The sequence below is a fragment of the Amycolatopsis acidicola genome (assembly GCF_007713735.2).
GTDB classification, from domain to species: domain Bacteria; phylum Actinomycetota; class Actinomycetes; order Mycobacteriales; family Pseudonocardiaceae; genus Amycolatopsis_E; species Amycolatopsis_E acidicola.
The window spans coordinates 1-14,062 of the sequence record NZ_VMNW02000075.1 but is presented as its reverse complement, the minus strand read 5'-3'; the positions used below and the strand labels follow the sequence as shown (position 1 = coordinate 14,062).

Here is a 14,062-nt window from a genome sequence, read left to right as displayed (position 1 = left end):
GACAGTTTCGTCAGCGGCCGGGTAAGCGTTTTCTGTCAGCCGCGGGCGGGTTTGCCAGGAGGGCGCGGTCCGCACCCTCCGCCGCGGGCCAGGGGCCTACCCGAAGCGGCTGTTGCCCGCCAGCCAGCCGTCCTCGAACAGCACGCGCTTGAGCACCTTCCCGGTCTGCGTGCGCGGCAGCTCGTCGATGAAGATCACCTCACGCGGCATCGCGAAGCGCGCGACGCGATGACGGAGGTAGTCGCGCACCACGTCCTCGTCGAGGCGGGCCGCCGGATGCGCGACGACGAACGCGACAAGGCGCTGCCCGTACTCGTCGTCGGGCACACCGATCACCGCCGCGTCGAGCACCCCGGGGAGGGTCGCCAGCGCCTCCTCCACCGGGCGCGGGAACACGTTCTCGCCGCCGGAGACGATCATGTCGTCGTTGCGGCCGGAGACGAACAGCCGCCCGTCCGCGTCGAGGTAACCGCGATCGCCGGTGTCCATCAGCCCGTGCCGGATCTCGCGGCGCGAACCGTCGGTGTAGCCGTCGAAGAGCAGGTCGTTGCCGACGTAGATCCAGCCGATTTCCCCTGGTGGCAACGGTTCCCCGCTCGGGCCGAGCACCGCGAGGCGGGAGCCCAGCGGCGGGTACCCTGCCGTCGCCGGCGCGGTGCGCAGGTCTTCCGGGGTCGCGACGGCGGCGGCCGAAACCTCGGTGGAGCCATAGAAGTTGTAGAGCACGTCGCCGAACGCGTCCATGAACCCGGTGACCAGCGCCGCGGGCAGGGCCGAGCCGCTGCTGACCACGATCCGCAGGCTCGAGGTGTCGTACTCCTCGCGCACCTCCGGTGGCAGCGCGAGCATCCGCTGCAGCATCACCGGCACCGCGAACATCGTGGTCACCCGGTGTTCTTCGATCGCGCGCAGGCATTCCTCGGCGTCGAACCGGCGCTGCAGCACGAGGCAGGCCCGCAGCGGCATGCCGACCTGCAGCGCGGAAAGCCCCCAGGTGTGGAACAGCGGCGTCGAGATCAGCATCCGCTCCCCGACGCGCAGCGGGATCCGCGACAGCAGCGCCACGGCGGCGCCGAGCCCCTTGGGCGTCGGGCGGCGCGCGCCCTTCGGCGTGCCCGTGGTACCCGAAGTGAGCACCACCAGCCTGCCCGGCTTCTCGGGCGGCTCGAAGGTCGCGTCCTCAGCCTGGTCGATGAGCGCGTCGAGCGTGCCGGAACTGAGCCAGGCGGCGGATTCGGGCAGGTTGACCAGCAGTGGCGTGAACTCGTCGTCGGCGATCAGCACCCGCACGCCCTGACGCCGCACGGCATCGGTGACCTGCGGCTCGGCGAGGCCGGTGTTCAGCAGCAGCACGTCCACGCCGAGTTTCCCGCAGGCCAGCAGGACGTGCACGAACGCGGCGTGGTTGCGGGCCAGCAGCGCCACTTTGCGCTCGTCGCCCACCCCCATCTTTTCCAATACCGACGCGAGCCTGTCCGCCCGCCGGGACAGCTCCGCGAACGTGCGCTCCTCGCCGTCCTCGTCGATCACCGCGACGCCCTTGGGTTCCCGGGCGGCCGCGGCCGTGTAGCCCCCGGCGAGCGTCGCGCCCCAGCGCGCGAGCGCGCGCATCTGGCGGATCACCTTGTCCGGCCTCGACGGGAGCAGGATCCCGGCCTGTACCAAGGTGTTCGCCACCTGCAGGGCACCGGCCGGGCGGGCGGCGGGCAGCGGCTCCGGATCGCCCGCGAGATAACGGCCCATCCTGGCCAGTCCGTCGCGCACCCAGTGCCGGAACTCGTTCGCGGTCAGCCGGGAACCGCCGGCGGGGCGGAAGAAGATGCATTTCACGGTGGTGCGGCCCGGGCCCGCGTCGACGAGTTGCACCGAGATGCAGCCCGCCGTGTCCGGGTCGCTGTCCAGCACGAACTGCTCGTCGCGGCGGCTGAGCAGGACACGGAGCTCGTGCTCGACGGCCTCGCCGCAGATGTTGGCACGCAGGCGGTACCGGGCCCCGCGGCCGGAGCCGCTGAGCCGGTCGCAGGCCCCGACGCCGCGGAAGAACCGCGGGTACAGCTCAGGCGCGGCGATCATCTTCCAGACGTCGGTCCTGGGGTGGCCGAGGTCCTCCTCGAAGGTCACGCAGTCAGGCATTCTGCCGAACCTACGGAGACTTCTGGCGGATGGTCAACGAATCGGGCGGTTTTTCCCGGGCCGGGGCCGGGAACCGGTGAGCTTCTCGCCGCGCCGGTGAGTGCCCGCGGCCGCCGGGCCCGCCGGGTTAGCGGCCGGATGCCAGTCCCGGCCGGGCGGGCGCTGGGCGCGGTGACAACTTCGTTCCGCGCTTTTTCCCGCGCCTTGCGAATCGCTTTTCCCGGGCTTAGCTTACTCACCGGTAGCTCAGCCGGAGCACCCATTCCTCAATTGGTCCGAGTATCACCGCAGATACCCCGGAGGAGCAGTGTGAGCAATCGAAGAAGAACGAAGAAATGGGCCGCCGCGGCCACTTCCGGCCTTGTGGTGGCCGGAACCGCGGTCACCGCCGTCCTGCTGGGCGCGGGCACGGGTTCCGCCGCCCCGGTTTCGCTGACGCTGAACTACAGCTGCCCGTTTCCGTTGATCGGGACGCAGCAGCTGTCGGTCAAGATCAGCGCGGACGTCCCGGCGACGGCGACCGTCGGTGAACCGACCCCGGCGTTCGACGTCACCACTGTCTCGACGGTGCCGGCCACCGCGACCCAGGGCCTCGCCCTCGTCGGTGCCGCGACCGTGGAAGGCAGCGCTCAGGCCGGTTCCACCGTGACCGCGCCGGAAGCCACCATCCCCGTGACCGTGCCCGCGACGATCCCGGTCACCCCGGTTCCCGCCTCGGGCACCTTCGACGTGACGGCCACCGGTTCCGCGCCTTCGCTGACCTTCACCCAGGCCGGCACGGCGACCATCACGGTCGGGGACATCAACCTGACCCTGCACCCGAAGAAGGCCGACGGCACCGACACCGGGCTCGGCACCTTCGACTCGGCGTGCACCCAGGTCGCCGGCCAGAACAACACGCTCGCCACGATCGACATCCAGGGCGGCACCACGACGACGGAACCGACCACCACGGAACCGACGACCACCGAGCCGACCACGACCGAACCCACCACGACGGAGCCGACGACCACCGAGCCCACGACGACCGAGCCCACCACCTCGGAGCCCGGTGGCGGCGGGATCGCCTACGGCTACGCGCTGAAGGGCTCGACGAAACTGAAGAGCCTGGGCGCGACGGTCCCGCTCACCGGCGGCATCGACGCGAACCTCGACCTCGCCACCGGCGCGTTCACCGCGGACCTGACGCTCGACCCGGCGACGATCAAGGCCTCGCTGTTCAAGTTCATCCCGATCACCGCCAACGCCCGGTTCGCGCAGGAGGGGCAGACCACCGGAACGCTCGCGGGCGGTGTGCTCAGCTCGGACAGCAAGACCACGATCAAGCTGCCCGTGGTGAAGGTGTTCGGCTTCCCGATCAGCAAGACGCCGAACTGCCAGACCTCCAGCCCCTCGGACATCGCGCTGAAGTCCGGCGCGGGATTCGACCCGCTCGCGGGCGGCGCGCTCACCGGCACGTACTCGATCGCGAAGCTCAAGGGCTGCGGGGCGCTGAACGACCTGATCAGCGCGCTCGCCACCGGCGACGGCAACACGATCGACGTCACCCTGACCCCGAAGACCTCGTGACCCGGTAAAGGAGGTGCGACCGGCCCGTCCCCCGTGCGGGGGCGGGCTTTTCCTTGTCGCTCAAGGGGTTACTTGAGCATCCCCGTCAACTCCACCCGCGACCGAACCCCGAGCCGCGCGAAGATGTTCCGCAGGTGGTGGTCCACCGTGCGGGGGCTCAGATACAGCTGCGCCGCCACCTCCCGGTTCGTCGCGCCTTCCGCGACGAGGCGCGCGATCTGCAGCTGCTGCGGCGTCAGCTCGGCCGGGCTCGCCTGCGCGTCCTGGTCCGGCTGGGGCACCGACTCCCCCGCCGCCCGCAGTTCCGCCTGCGCGCGGTCCGCCCAGCGCGGGGCGTCGTAGTGCCGGAAGATCTTCCACGCGTCACGCAGAAGTTCCCGCGCCGCGCGGTTCTTCCGGTTGCGGCGCAGGCGGTACCCGTAGAACAGCTCGGTTTTCGCCAGCTCCAACGCCGTGTGACTGGTGCGGTGCAACTCGATCGCGGCCCGGAAGTGCTCGTCCGCCTCGGGATCGTCGCCTGCCAGGAGCGCGTGGCAGCGGTGCGCCAACGCCAGCCGCGCCGCGCTTCCCGTGCTACGCGCCCAGTCCTCGAACGGTTTCAGCGCCGCGCGCGCCTTCGCCCGCTGGCCACAGCGCGCGGCGGCCTCGACGAAATGCGGGGTGGCCATCGCCCGGATGCCGGGATGCACCGGCCCGGCTCCCGCCGCCATCAGCCGGAACCGGTCGAGCGCGTCCTCCGGCCGGTCGTCCGCCAGGTCCACGCACGCCGACGCCCACGAGCTGCACGCGCCCGGCCTGCCCAAACCCCGTTGCGCCACATCGCGTGCGGCCGCGTCGAGCCGCAATCGCGTCGTCTCGCCGTCGCCGCGCAGCGCGGCTTCCAGCGCCAGCAAGGTCAGGTGGTCGATCGCGGCATTGGGCTGTCCCTGCGACTTCGCGAGCCGCACGCCTTCCTCGGAACTGGCCAGCGCCGAGGAAAGCCTGTCCTGCAACAGTTCCGTGATCGAGACGTACACCAGCGCCCACGGCACGAGCGCGGCGTGCCCGCCGGTCACGGCGGCGACGGCGAGTTCATGCGCCTTCGCGGCGTCCCCGAGGGTGTACGCGGCTTGGCTCGCCCAGATCTTCGCGGCCGGGTCCCCCACCACCTCGGCCAGGCCCACGACGCGGCGCAACGGCCCCGCCGCCCGTGAATGCGAGCCGGCGAACGACGCGGACATCCCGGCGAAATGGTCCAGCACCAAACGGATCGCGGGCGGGTCGTCGGGCTGACGCATCCCCGCCGCGTGCGCGGCGATCGCGAAGTACCGCTCCGAATCCCCGGCCACGCAACTCGCTTCGCCCGCCAGCATCAGCGCGCGGACGGCGGCCTCGCGGTCGGGGCAGGCGAGCAGGTCCGCCGCCGTGACCAAGGTTTGTGCCGCCACCGCGGGCATTCCGGTGTGCAGCTCGATCTGCCCGTGCAACAGATCCGTGCGGCCCCGCAGCTCGGCGGTGTCGAGCAGCGGACGGCTCCGGCGCAGCAACACCCGTGCCCGGTGCGGCCGTCCCGCGAGGATGCAGTCGTCGGCCGCGGCGAGCAGGTGCCGCGCCTTCAGGCTTCGCTGCGGCGTCAGCTCTGCCGCGCGCTCGTACGCGTCCGCGGCAGCCAGATGCTCCCCCGCCTCGGCGGCCGAGGCCGCGGCTTCCGTCAGCTCCGCCGTTTCCGTGCCGCCCGCGAGCGCCAGCCGGTGCCAGATGCGCCGCAGCTTGTGCCGCTCGGGATCGAGCACGCTCGCGAGGAGCCGGTGCGTCGCTCTTCGGTCCACCAGCGCCATTTCCGCGCGCACCAGATACCGGACGAGCTCGTCGGCCAGCGTGACCGCGTCCCCGTCCACGGTCAGCAGGCCCGCTTCCCTGGCCGCCTCCACCGCGCGCAGGTCCAGATCCGCCTCGGCCGCCGCGCGCACCAGCGTGTCGACCTCCAGCCGGTCGTCCAGCGCCGCCATCAGCACGAATGTCCTTGCGGCATCGGGAAGATCACGCAGCTGGGCGCGGATCGCCACGCGCAGCCTGCTGTGCCGCGGCAGCGTGGCGCGGCGGCCGAACTCGGCGAGCGCGAGCGGGTTACCCGAAGCCAGCTCCACGAGCTCCGGTTCGTTCGGCAGCAACCGGGCGCTGGTCTCGGGTTCCAGCGGCCCGAGCCGGATTTCGGTGATCCCGCCGAGGCTTTCGCGGGCGGTGAACACCATCAGCACCGGCAGCCCGGAAAGCCGGCGCGCGGCGAACGTCAGCACTTCGCGTGAGGCTTCGTCGAGCAGATCGGCGTTGTCGATCAGGCACAGCAACGGCCCGGCGGCGGCGATCTTCTCGTGCACCGCGACGCACCGGGCGAACCGGCCCCCGGGCAGCGCCGGGGTCAGGGTCCGGTTCAGACGGTGCAGCCCGGCCAGCGGGAGCGAGGTTTCCGTTGTCTCACCACAGGTCCGCCACACCGGAAGGTCGCCGGGCACGAGCGCGGACAGCAGGGTGGTCTTGCCCAGCCCGGTGCCGCCGACGATCGCGATCGCCGTGCCCTGGCCGCCGCGCGCCAGCTCCAGTGCCTCCCGCAGCCGCGTCAGCTCCCGGTCGCGGCCCAGCACCTTTTCGCCGAACATGCTTTCATGGTGCCGATTCCGCTCTCCGCACGGAAGGGGCACCGGTGCCCGACTGGCCATTTCACCGATGTCCCCGTGACTTCCCGCCGCGACACTGGAAAACCCCTGTCCCTCAACGAGGAGGTTCCATGCGTCGCTTCATCGGCGCGCTGCTCGCGCTCCCGCTGCTCGTCCTCGGCCTCGGCGCCGCGCCGGCCCATGCCGCCACGCACAACCCGGTCGTGTTCGTGCACGGGTACACCGGCAGCGCGTCCAACTGGGCCACCGCGGAGTCCCTGTTCCTCGCGAACGGCTACAGCAGCAACGAACTCTACGCCTACGAGTACAACTGGTCCCAGTCCAACAAGACCAGCGCGCAGGGCCTGGCGAGCTACATCAACCAGGTCAAGCAGAAGACCGGCGCGTCCAAAGTGGACATCGTGAACCATTCGATGGGCGGGCTGGTCAGCGACTGGTACCTGCACGAGCTGGGCGGCACGGCCAACGTCGGGCACCTGGCCTCGATCGCGGGCGCCAACCACGGCACGACCTACGCCTCGGCTTGCCTGATCTACACGTCCTGCCAGGAGATGTACCCCGGTTCGTCCTTCATCACCACGGTCACGTCCGGCGACGAGACGCCCGGGGCGACGAAGTACGCGACCTGGTACTCCCCCTGCGACGGCGTGATCATCCCCTACACCAGCACGACGCTCAACGGCGCGGCCAACAACTACGTGGTGTGCCAGACCCACATCGGGTACCTGACCGACACGAGCGTGCTCAACGCGGTCCGGACCTTCCTGGCCAGCTGAGCACAGTGGACGGTGGGGCCGCCCGGCAGGACGGCCCCGCTTTCCCTTGCGTACCAAGGACTCAGCGAAGCTCCTTCTTGAGGATCTTCCCGGTCGGGCCCTTGGGAAGCTCCGCGACGACACGCACCTCCCTCGGGTACTTGTAGGACGCGAGCCGCTCACGGCAGTACTCGATCACCGCGGCGGTGTCCACCGGGGCGTCCGAGGCGGGACTGACGATCGCGACCACCTCCTCGCCGAGCTTGTCGTCGGCACGCCCGATCACCGCCGCCTCGCCGATCGCCGGGTGCGTGTAGAGCACCTCCTCGATCTCGCGCGGGTAGACGTTGTACCCACCGCGGATGATCAGGTCCTTCTTGCGGTCCACGACGAACAGGTAGCCGTCCTCGTCGGCGTAGGCGAGGTCCCCGGTGTGGAACCAGCCGCCCCGGAACGCCTCGGCCGTCTCCTGGGGACGGTTGTGGTAGCCCTTCATCACGTTGTGCCCGCGGATCACGATCTCGCCGACGTTGTCCGGCCCCGGCGGCAGCGGGGTGCCGTCCTCGTCGACGACACGCACCTGCACGCCCCAGATGGGCTTGCCGATGGAGAGGACCTTCCGCTGCTCGGCGCTGATGTTGAAGGTGGTGGTGCTCGCGGTCTCGGAAAGCCCGTAGCCTTCCAGGATCACGACGCCGGCGAACTTCTCCTCGAACAGCCGGATGGTCTCGCCCGGGATCGCCGCCCCGCCGGACGAACCGACACGCAGGCTGGACACGTCGCGCCCGGTCAGATCCTCGTGCGCCAGCGCGTAGTACATCGTCGGTACCCCGGCGAAAACCGTGCAGCGGTGGCGTTCGATCGCGTCCAGCACCGTCCCGGCCTCGAACCGGGGAATGAGCACGATCGTCCCGCCGAAGCGCACGCAGACGTTCAGCACGCTGGACAGGCCGAAGACGTGGAAGAGCGGCAGCACCGCCACCCCGATGTCATCGTCTTGGAACCCGAACAGCTCACCGCTGACCGTGCAGTTCATGTACAGCTGGAAATGCGTGAGTTCGGCGCCCTTCGGGTGCCCCGTCGTGCCGCTGGTGTAGATCAGCACCGCCGTGTCGTCGGCGTTGGCGGGCTCGACGTCCCCGGTGTTCTCCGCCGCGTACAGCTCGTCGTAATGGCGGGTGCCGTCGAGCGGCTGATCCGAACCCGGCAGCGTCACCACGAACGTCGTCACACCGTCCACTTCGGACGCCGCCTTCACCGCCTCGGCGGCGAAGGACTGATAAGTCACCAGCACCTTCGCGCCGGAGTCCTCGAGGTGGTAGGCGATCTCCGCGGCCCGCAGCAACGGGTTCAGCGGCACCATCACCAGTCCGGCCTTGAGGATCCCGAAGTAGCTGAACAGGAACTGCGGCAGGTTCGGCAGGTGCACGGCGACCTTGTCGCCGCGCGCCAGGCCGAGCCCGCGTAAGCTCGCCGCCACCCGCCCCGAGATTTCGTCGACCTGCGCGTAGCTGAACGTGAGATCGCCGAAGTGACACAACGGTTTGTCCGGGCTGCCCGACCGGGATTCGGTCAGCATAGTGGCAAGGTTGAAACTCACTTTCCTCCTTCTCGCAGCGCTTCGAGTTCGCGCTGCACCTGGGCTTCGTGCCGTTCGAGGTCCTCCTTGGCGCGGCGCGGGCTCCACCGGCCTGCCATCACGAGGATCAGGGGCAGGAACACGACCTCACCGCCCACGCAGACCCACCACCAGTTCTGCCACTGGCCCGGCGTCGCCGCGGCGGCGTCCTTGACGGACTGCCCGTGTTCGGAGAGGTAGGCCAGATCCTCCGCCGGGATCGCGGCCACGGCCCGCAGCCGGGCGGTCGCCTCGGCCGGGGTGATCTTCTCCGCCGCCGCGATCTCGCCGACGGCGCGCGCTCCCGCGACCGGGTCGGCCGGGTTCGCGCTCAGCGCGGCCTGCGTCGCGGGGTCGACGGCGGCGAGCGTACGCAGCTGCGGGGCGTACTCGGCGCTCAGCTCCGAGACTTTCGTGCCGTGCTCCACCAGCGGCGACATCGAGCTGACCACGAACGGCAGCACGGCAACCGAAACCGCCACCACGATCCGCACGATCCAGCCCCACACGGCGAGCCCGGTCGCGGTGAGCGCGGGGTTGCGCCGCTCGACGGTCTCGGTGAAGCTCGCCATCCACGGCGCGTACGCGATGCCCATGAACACCGCGAGCAGGCTGATGATCCAGACGAAGGTGTAGTACCCGGTATCCGGATGGGACGTGCGCGACGCGAAGATCAGCGTCATCACGATCGCGCCTGCCCCGCCGACGACCATGAACGGTTTCCGCACCCGCAGCGCGTCGGACGCGATGCCGACGGCGATCAGCGCGACCGCGTCGAAGGCCCAGAACCAGTTCCCGAGCCCGTTCGCGTCGGCGAGCGAGAAGCCGAAGATCGTCGTGAAGTAGACGGTGAAGAACCCGACCGCGGTGTAGTAGATGATCAGGAACACCGCGATGGCGAACGCCGAGCCGATGATGTCCAGGTGCAGCATCTGCCGCCACGGGTGCCGCAGGCCCTCCTCGACGTCGATGCCCCTGGCGCGGGACTCGACCAGAGCGCGGTCGCGCATGCTGACCATGAGCTGGTCGCGCAGCCGCGGCGAGAGCTCCTTCAGCCCGAACAGCGCGATCACGAACATGACCAGCCCGACGATCCCGCAGATGACGAACTGGCTCTGCCACGCGGGAAGCGCGTCGACGGTGTGGCTGGAGACCTCGGCGAGCACGAGGCTGCCGACGACCGGGCCGAGCGTCCAGAACCCCATCGCCGAGGCGCGGCCCAGCTGCGGGGAAAAGTCGCGCACGAGCGCGGGCGTGGCGACGAGGATGATGCCTTCGACGAACGCCACGAACACGAACAGCACCGCGAAGACCGCGCCGTTGGGCGCGTTGGGCAGCCCGAACAGCACCAGCAGCCCGGTGACCGCGAGCCCGTAGACGACGAGGTTCGCGCGGCCCCACCGGTCGGCGAGCCCGGCCACGAGTGACGCGAACGCGCCGATCAAGTTGCCCAGCGCGGTGATGTAGACGTAGGTGGAGAAGGACATCCCGAAATGCGCCATGATCGCGGGAGACACCGCGCCCGGGACGTAGAGCTCGTAGTAGAGCACGATCGTCGCCAGCACCGCGATCGCGAGGCACGTGAAGCGCCGCGCGGTGCCGGGATAGTGATCGAGCTGCCGGTGCCAGAGCAGGCGGGAAAGACCCCCGCCGCCTTCCGGCCGGATTTCGGTGTCCGTGACGCCTGCGGCCATGACGACCGCCTCCTTCGGCTCGCTTCGTCGAGAACCCCGGGTGCGTCCACGGCCGGGCCGTCGCCCGCGCGAACTGCGGTTACGCTCGGCCTGTCCGTTTGTCCCGTCACTTGCCGGTCTTCAGAGGTACGAACGGGTACTTTAGAAGCGAGGGGCCTGATGAAGCAAGAGGGATCACTGGCACGGACGCACGAGCGCAGTCCGGGCCTGCCGCGGGGACGGGCGAGCCTGCCCGCCGACGCGGTGCGCGCCGCCCAGCGCGAGCGGCTCATCCGCGCGATCATCTCCGCGGCCGCGGAGAACGGCTACCCCAACCTGACGATCGCGGAAGTGGTCAGCCGGGCGAAGGTGTCCAGGGCCGCGTTCTACGCGCATTTCACGGACAAGGCCGGCTGCCTGCTGGAGGCCGCGCTGCACGGACGGCAGCTGCTGATCGGCCACATCCGGGCGAGAACCCACGCGCTGCCCCCGGAAACGCCGCCCGAGGAAGTGCTGCGCGTGTCCTGCCGGGCGTTCCTGGAGTTCCTCACCGACGAGCCCGAGTTCGCGCGCGTGTTCTACCTCGAACTGCCCGGGGCGGGCCCGATGGCGATCGGCCGTTCGGTCGAAGCGCAGCACGCGTACGCGCTGCTGAACGAGAGCTGGCACCGGCGCGCCCGGCGTCTCGACCCGAGCGTGCCCGCCGTGCCGCCGGAGGCGTTCCACGCCGCCGTCGGCGCCACCACCGAACTGGTCCGCGCGGCCGTCCACAATGGACACCCGGCGTTGCCGGACCTCGAAGACACGCTGGTGTCACTGCATCTCGCCCTGCTCGCGGGCAAGCCCTGGACCTGAGTCAGCGCTCGCGGAGGCCGGCGACGAAGAACCCGACGAGACGGCGGGTGTCGTAGCGCGGGTCGTTGCCGTCCCCGGCGCACAGGTTCCCGATGGCGTACAGGAGCGCGAAAGGCGCCAGGTCCCGCGGCACCTCACCGGCGTCCGCGGCGGCTTCGAGCAGTTTCGCGCACACCGGTTCGAGGTTCTCCAGGAAGTAGGCGTGCAGCGGCCCGAACCGGGCGTCGCCCGACTGCATCGCCCCGGCCAGCCCGTGCTTGGTGATCAGGAAGTCGACGAACTTGTCGACCCAGCGCACCAGCGCCTCGTACGGCGTGGCGCATTCCGCCAGCAGCACCGGGCCCGCCTCCGCGCAGGCGTCGACCTGATGCCGGAACACCGCGATCACGAGGTCCGAGCGGGTCGGGAAATGGCGGTAGATCGTGCCCATCCCGACGCCGGCCTTCTTGGCGATCTCGCGGACCGGCGCGTCCACGCCGGACTCGACGAACACGGCGGCGGCCGCGTCGAGCAGGTTCTGCTCGTTGCGCCGCGCGTCGGCCCGCTTGCGCGGGGCGCGTTCCTCTTTCCCGTCCGCCATGCGCCGTCCTCCTAGCACTTGCCAAGCGGAACACTGCTCCGTATATTAGGTGGAGCACGGTTCCGGTTACCCATGATGCCAGGCCACCCTGCCGGGCACCACCGCCCGTGATCCTTTCATCCCGTCCGGAGGAGACCCCTCATGCAGTACCGCACCCTCGGGCGCACCGGCGTCCAGGTGAGCACCCTCGCGCTCGGCGCGATGAACTTCGGCGCGAACGGCCGCACCACGCAGGACGACGCCACCGCCATCGTGGACGCCGCGCTCGGAGCCGGCGTCAACCTGATCGACACCGCCGACTTCTACAGCGCCGGCGAGTCGGAAACCCTGGTGGGCAAGGCAATCGCCGGCCGCAGGGACGAAGTCGTGCTGGCCACGAAGGCCGGCCTGCCGATGGGCGAAGGCGGCAACCGCCAGGGCGCCTCGCGCCGCTGGCTGGTCACCGAACTGGACAACAGCCTGCGCCGCCTCGGCGCCGACCACGTCGACCTCTACCAGATCCACCGGTGGGACCCGGCGACCAGCGACGAGGAGACCCTGTCCGCGCTGACCGATCTCCAGCGCGCCGGGAAGATCCGCTACTTCGGCTCGTCCACCTTCCCCGCCTACCGGATCGTGCAAGGCCAGTGGGCCGCGCGCGAACACGGGCTGAGCCGGTACGTCACCGAGCAGCCCAGCTACTCGATCCTGCAGCGCGGGATCGAGAAGGACGTGCTGCCGGTGACCGCGGAGTACGGGCTCGGCGTGCTGGCGTGGAGCCCGCTGGCTTCGGGCTGGCTGTCCGGCGCCGTGCGCGCGGACCGCGAGATCTCCACGCACCGTTCCACGCTGCTCCCCCAGCGCTTCGACCTGTCGTTCCCGGCCAACCGCGCGCGGATGGACGCCGTCGAGCTGCTGGCCAAGGTCGCCGACGACGCCGGGCTGACGATGATCCAGCTCGCGCTCGGGTTCGTCACCGCGCACCCGGCCGTCACGAGCGCGCTCATCGGCCCCCGCACGCTGGACCACCTGCACTCGCAGCTGGCGGCAGCGGACACCGTGCTGTCCTCCGACGTGCTGGACGCCGTCGACGAGATCGTCGCCCCCGGCCTGGACCTCGCCCCGGAGGAGAAGATCGACACCCCGCCCGCGCTGCTCGACGCGTCCCTGCGTCGCCGCTAGAGAGAGGATCCGTTGGTATGAACGGGAAACCGTCGTTCGGGATCATGACGGCGCCGATGCAGGCCGGCTACGACGAGGTCCTGCGAGTGTGGCGGGAAGCCGACCAGATCCCGCAGATCGGGCACGCCTGGCTGTTCGACCACCTGCTGCCCATCGCCGGCAGCCTGGACGGGCCGATTTTCGAGGGCTGGACACTGCTTTCGGCGCTCGCGGCCCAGACCGGGCGGCTGCGGCTCGGCCTGCTGGTGACCAGCAACCGCTTCCGGCCGCCCGCGATGCTCGCCAAGATCGCGGCGACCGTCGACGTGGTTTCGGGCGGACGGCTGGAGTTCGGCATCGGCGCGGGTTCGCGGCCGAGCCTGCCGATGGCCCGGCGCGAGTACGACGCGCACGGTTTGCGTTACGACGGCGCGGGAGATGCCGTCGCGAGCCTGGCCGAGGCGCTGACGGTCATCCGTCGCTTGTGGACGGAGGACGAGCCGTTCGACTTCGACGGCGAATTCGTGAAGCTGGCCGGGGCGTTCGGGAATCCGAAGCCGGTGCAGCGGCCGTATCCGCCGGTGGTGATCGGCGGCCGCGCGAAGGCGACGCTGCGCGTGGTCGCCGAGCACGCCGACGTGTGGAACATCCCTGGCGGCGACATCGCGGACGCGATCAGCCGGAGCGCGATGCTGGACGGGTTCTGCGCGGAGATCGGCCGCGACCCGGCGGAGATCACCCGCTCGATCTTCCTGCCGGTCTCCTATGACCGGCCCGGCTCCACGCGGGACGCGATCGCCGAAGCCCTCGACGCCGGCTTCCCGCACGTGATCCTCGGCCTGACGCCGCCCTACCCGGAGCACGTGGTGCGGTGGCTCGCGGACGACGTGCTCAAGGAGTGGAGCTAACCGGCCTGGCCGCGTCCACGCGGCGTTTTTGCCCCTCCCGCGGGCATGTTGGCCCCTCCCGTCGCCGAGTTGGCCCCTCGCGGGCGCACATTGGCTCCCCGCGCGCGTGTCTCCCGCTCGTATCGAGGTGTTCGCCCGTGCCGCAGGGGGGCACCTCGCCCACGCTCGGTCCCACCC

General features: G+C 70.5%; 10 protein-coding genes. 5 read left to right on the top strand and 5 right to left on the bottom strand.

What is annotated here, in order from left to right:
* Positions 1 to 96 precede the first annotated feature (96 nt).
* The gene (locus FPZ12_RS34255; protein ID WP_144753455.1) at positions 97 to 2,133 is read right to left on the bottom strand and encodes an AMP-binding protein; all 2,037 of its coding nucleotides are present in this window, start codon (positions 2,131 to 2,133) and stop codon (positions 97 to 99) included.
* 309 nt (positions 2,134 to 2,442) lie between these two features.
* On the opposite strand from FPZ12_RS34255, the gene FPZ12_RS34250 reads away from it, so the two are divergent.
* Positions 2,443 to 3,702, top strand: a complete 1,260-nt coding sequence (locus tag FPZ12_RS34250) for a DUF6801 domain-containing protein (RefSeq protein WP_150980615.1) — start codon at positions 2,443 to 2,445, stop codon at positions 3,700 to 3,702.
* A gap of 68 nt (positions 3,703 to 3,770) precedes the next feature.
* Here FPZ12_RS34250 and FPZ12_RS34245 read toward each other — a convergent pair whose 3' ends face one another.
* Positions 3,771 to 6,338, bottom strand: a complete 2,568-nt coding sequence (locus tag FPZ12_RS34245) for a helix-turn-helix transcriptional regulator (RefSeq protein WP_144760722.1) — start codon at positions 6,336 to 6,338, stop codon at positions 3,771 to 3,773.
* 128 nt (positions 6,339 to 6,466) lie between these two features.
* On the opposite strand from FPZ12_RS34245, the gene FPZ12_RS34240 reads away from it, so the two are divergent.
* Entirely contained in the window at positions 6,467 to 7,132 is a 666-nt protein-coding gene (locus tag FPZ12_RS34240; RefSeq protein ID WP_144760719.1) for an esterase/lipase family protein, read from the top strand.
* Between the two features lie 61 nt (positions 7,133 to 7,193).
* Here the strand turns inward: FPZ12_RS34240 and FPZ12_RS34235 are convergent, their stop codons facing one another.
* Together FPZ12_RS34235 and FPZ12_RS34230 are read right to left on the bottom strand one after the other, a co-directional pair.
* On the bottom strand, positions 7,194 to 8,711 hold the full coding sequence (locus tag FPZ12_RS34235) for a long-chain-fatty-acid--CoA ligase (protein ID WP_144760716.1): 1,518 nt from the start codon (positions 8,709 to 8,711) through the stop codon (positions 7,194 to 7,196).
* The gene (locus FPZ12_RS34230; protein ID WP_144760713.1) at positions 8,708 to 10,423 is read right to left on the bottom strand and encodes an MFS transporter; all 1,716 of its coding nucleotides are present in this window, start codon (positions 10,421 to 10,423) and stop codon (positions 8,708 to 8,710) included. The genes FPZ12_RS34235 and FPZ12_RS34230 overlap by 4 nt, the downstream gene beginning before the upstream one ends.
* Positions 10,424 to 10,582: 159 nt before the next feature.
* Between FPZ12_RS34230 and FPZ12_RS34225 the strand changes: the two genes are divergently transcribed.
* Positions 10,583 to 11,257 (top strand): TetR/AcrR family transcriptional regulator, encoded by a 675-nt coding sequence (locus tag FPZ12_RS34225; RefSeq protein ID WP_144760710.1) that lies wholly within the window; start codon positions 10,583 to 10,585, stop codon positions 11,255 to 11,257.
* Position 11,258: 1 nt separating this feature from the next.
* Here the strand turns inward: FPZ12_RS34225 and FPZ12_RS34220 are convergent, their stop codons facing one another.
* Positions 11,259 to 11,837: a TetR/AcrR family transcriptional regulator gene (locus tag FPZ12_RS34220; protein ID WP_144760707.1), complete on the bottom strand. Its 579-nt coding sequence runs from the start codon at positions 11,835 to 11,837 to the stop codon at positions 11,259 to 11,261.
* Positions 11,838 to 11,978: 141 nt separating this feature from the next.
* Here FPZ12_RS34220 and FPZ12_RS34215 point away from each other — a divergent pair, with 141 nt between their 5' ends.
* Positions 11,979 to 12,998, top strand: coding sequence for an aldo/keto reductase (locus FPZ12_RS34215; RefSeq protein ID WP_144760704.1), 1,020 nt, complete (start codon positions 11,979 to 11,981; stop codon positions 12,996 to 12,998).
* Between the two features lie 17 nt (positions 12,999 to 13,015).
* Complete coding sequence (locus FPZ12_RS34210) at positions 13,016 to 13,885, top strand: LLM class flavin-dependent oxidoreductase (protein ID WP_144760701.1); 870 nt, start codon at positions 13,016 to 13,018, stop codon at positions 13,883 to 13,885.
* The last annotated feature ends 177 nt before the right edge of the window (positions 13,886 to 14,062 follow it).

What these genes read in the sequence shown, in the direction of transcription:
- FPZ12_RS34240 (WP_144760719.1), top strand. Translation starts at nt 6,467, where the DNA reads ATGCGTCGCTTCATCGGCGCGCTGCTCGCGCTCCCGCTGCTCGTCCTC.
- FPZ12_RS34245 (WP_144760722.1), bottom strand. Translation starts at nt 6,338, where the DNA reads ATGTTCGGCGAAAAGGTGCTGGGCCGCGACCGGGAGCTGACGCGGCTG.
- FPZ12_RS34230 (WP_144760713.1), bottom strand. Translation starts at nt 10,423, where the DNA reads ATGGCCGCAGGCGTCACGGACACCGAAATCCGGCCGGAAGGCGGCGGG.
- FPZ12_RS34225 (WP_144760710.1), top strand. Translation starts at nt 10,583, where the DNA reads ATGAAGCAAGAGGGATCACTGGCACGGACGCACGAGCGCAGTCCGGGC.
- FPZ12_RS34215 (WP_144760704.1), top strand. Translation starts at nt 11,979, where the DNA reads ATGCAGTACCGCACCCTCGGGCGCACCGGCGTCCAGGTGAGCACCCTC.
- FPZ12_RS34220 (WP_144760707.1), bottom strand. Translation starts at nt 11,837, where the DNA reads ATGGCGGACGGGAAAGAGGAACGCGCCCCGCGCAAGCGGGCCGACGCG.
- FPZ12_RS34255 (WP_144753455.1), bottom strand. Translation starts at nt 2,133, where the DNA reads ATGCCTGACTGCGTGACCTTCGAGGAGGACCTCGGCCACCCCAGGACC.
- FPZ12_RS34210 (WP_144760701.1), top strand. Translation starts at nt 13,016, where the DNA reads ATGAACGGGAAACCGTCGTTCGGGATCATGACGGCGCCGATGCAGGCC.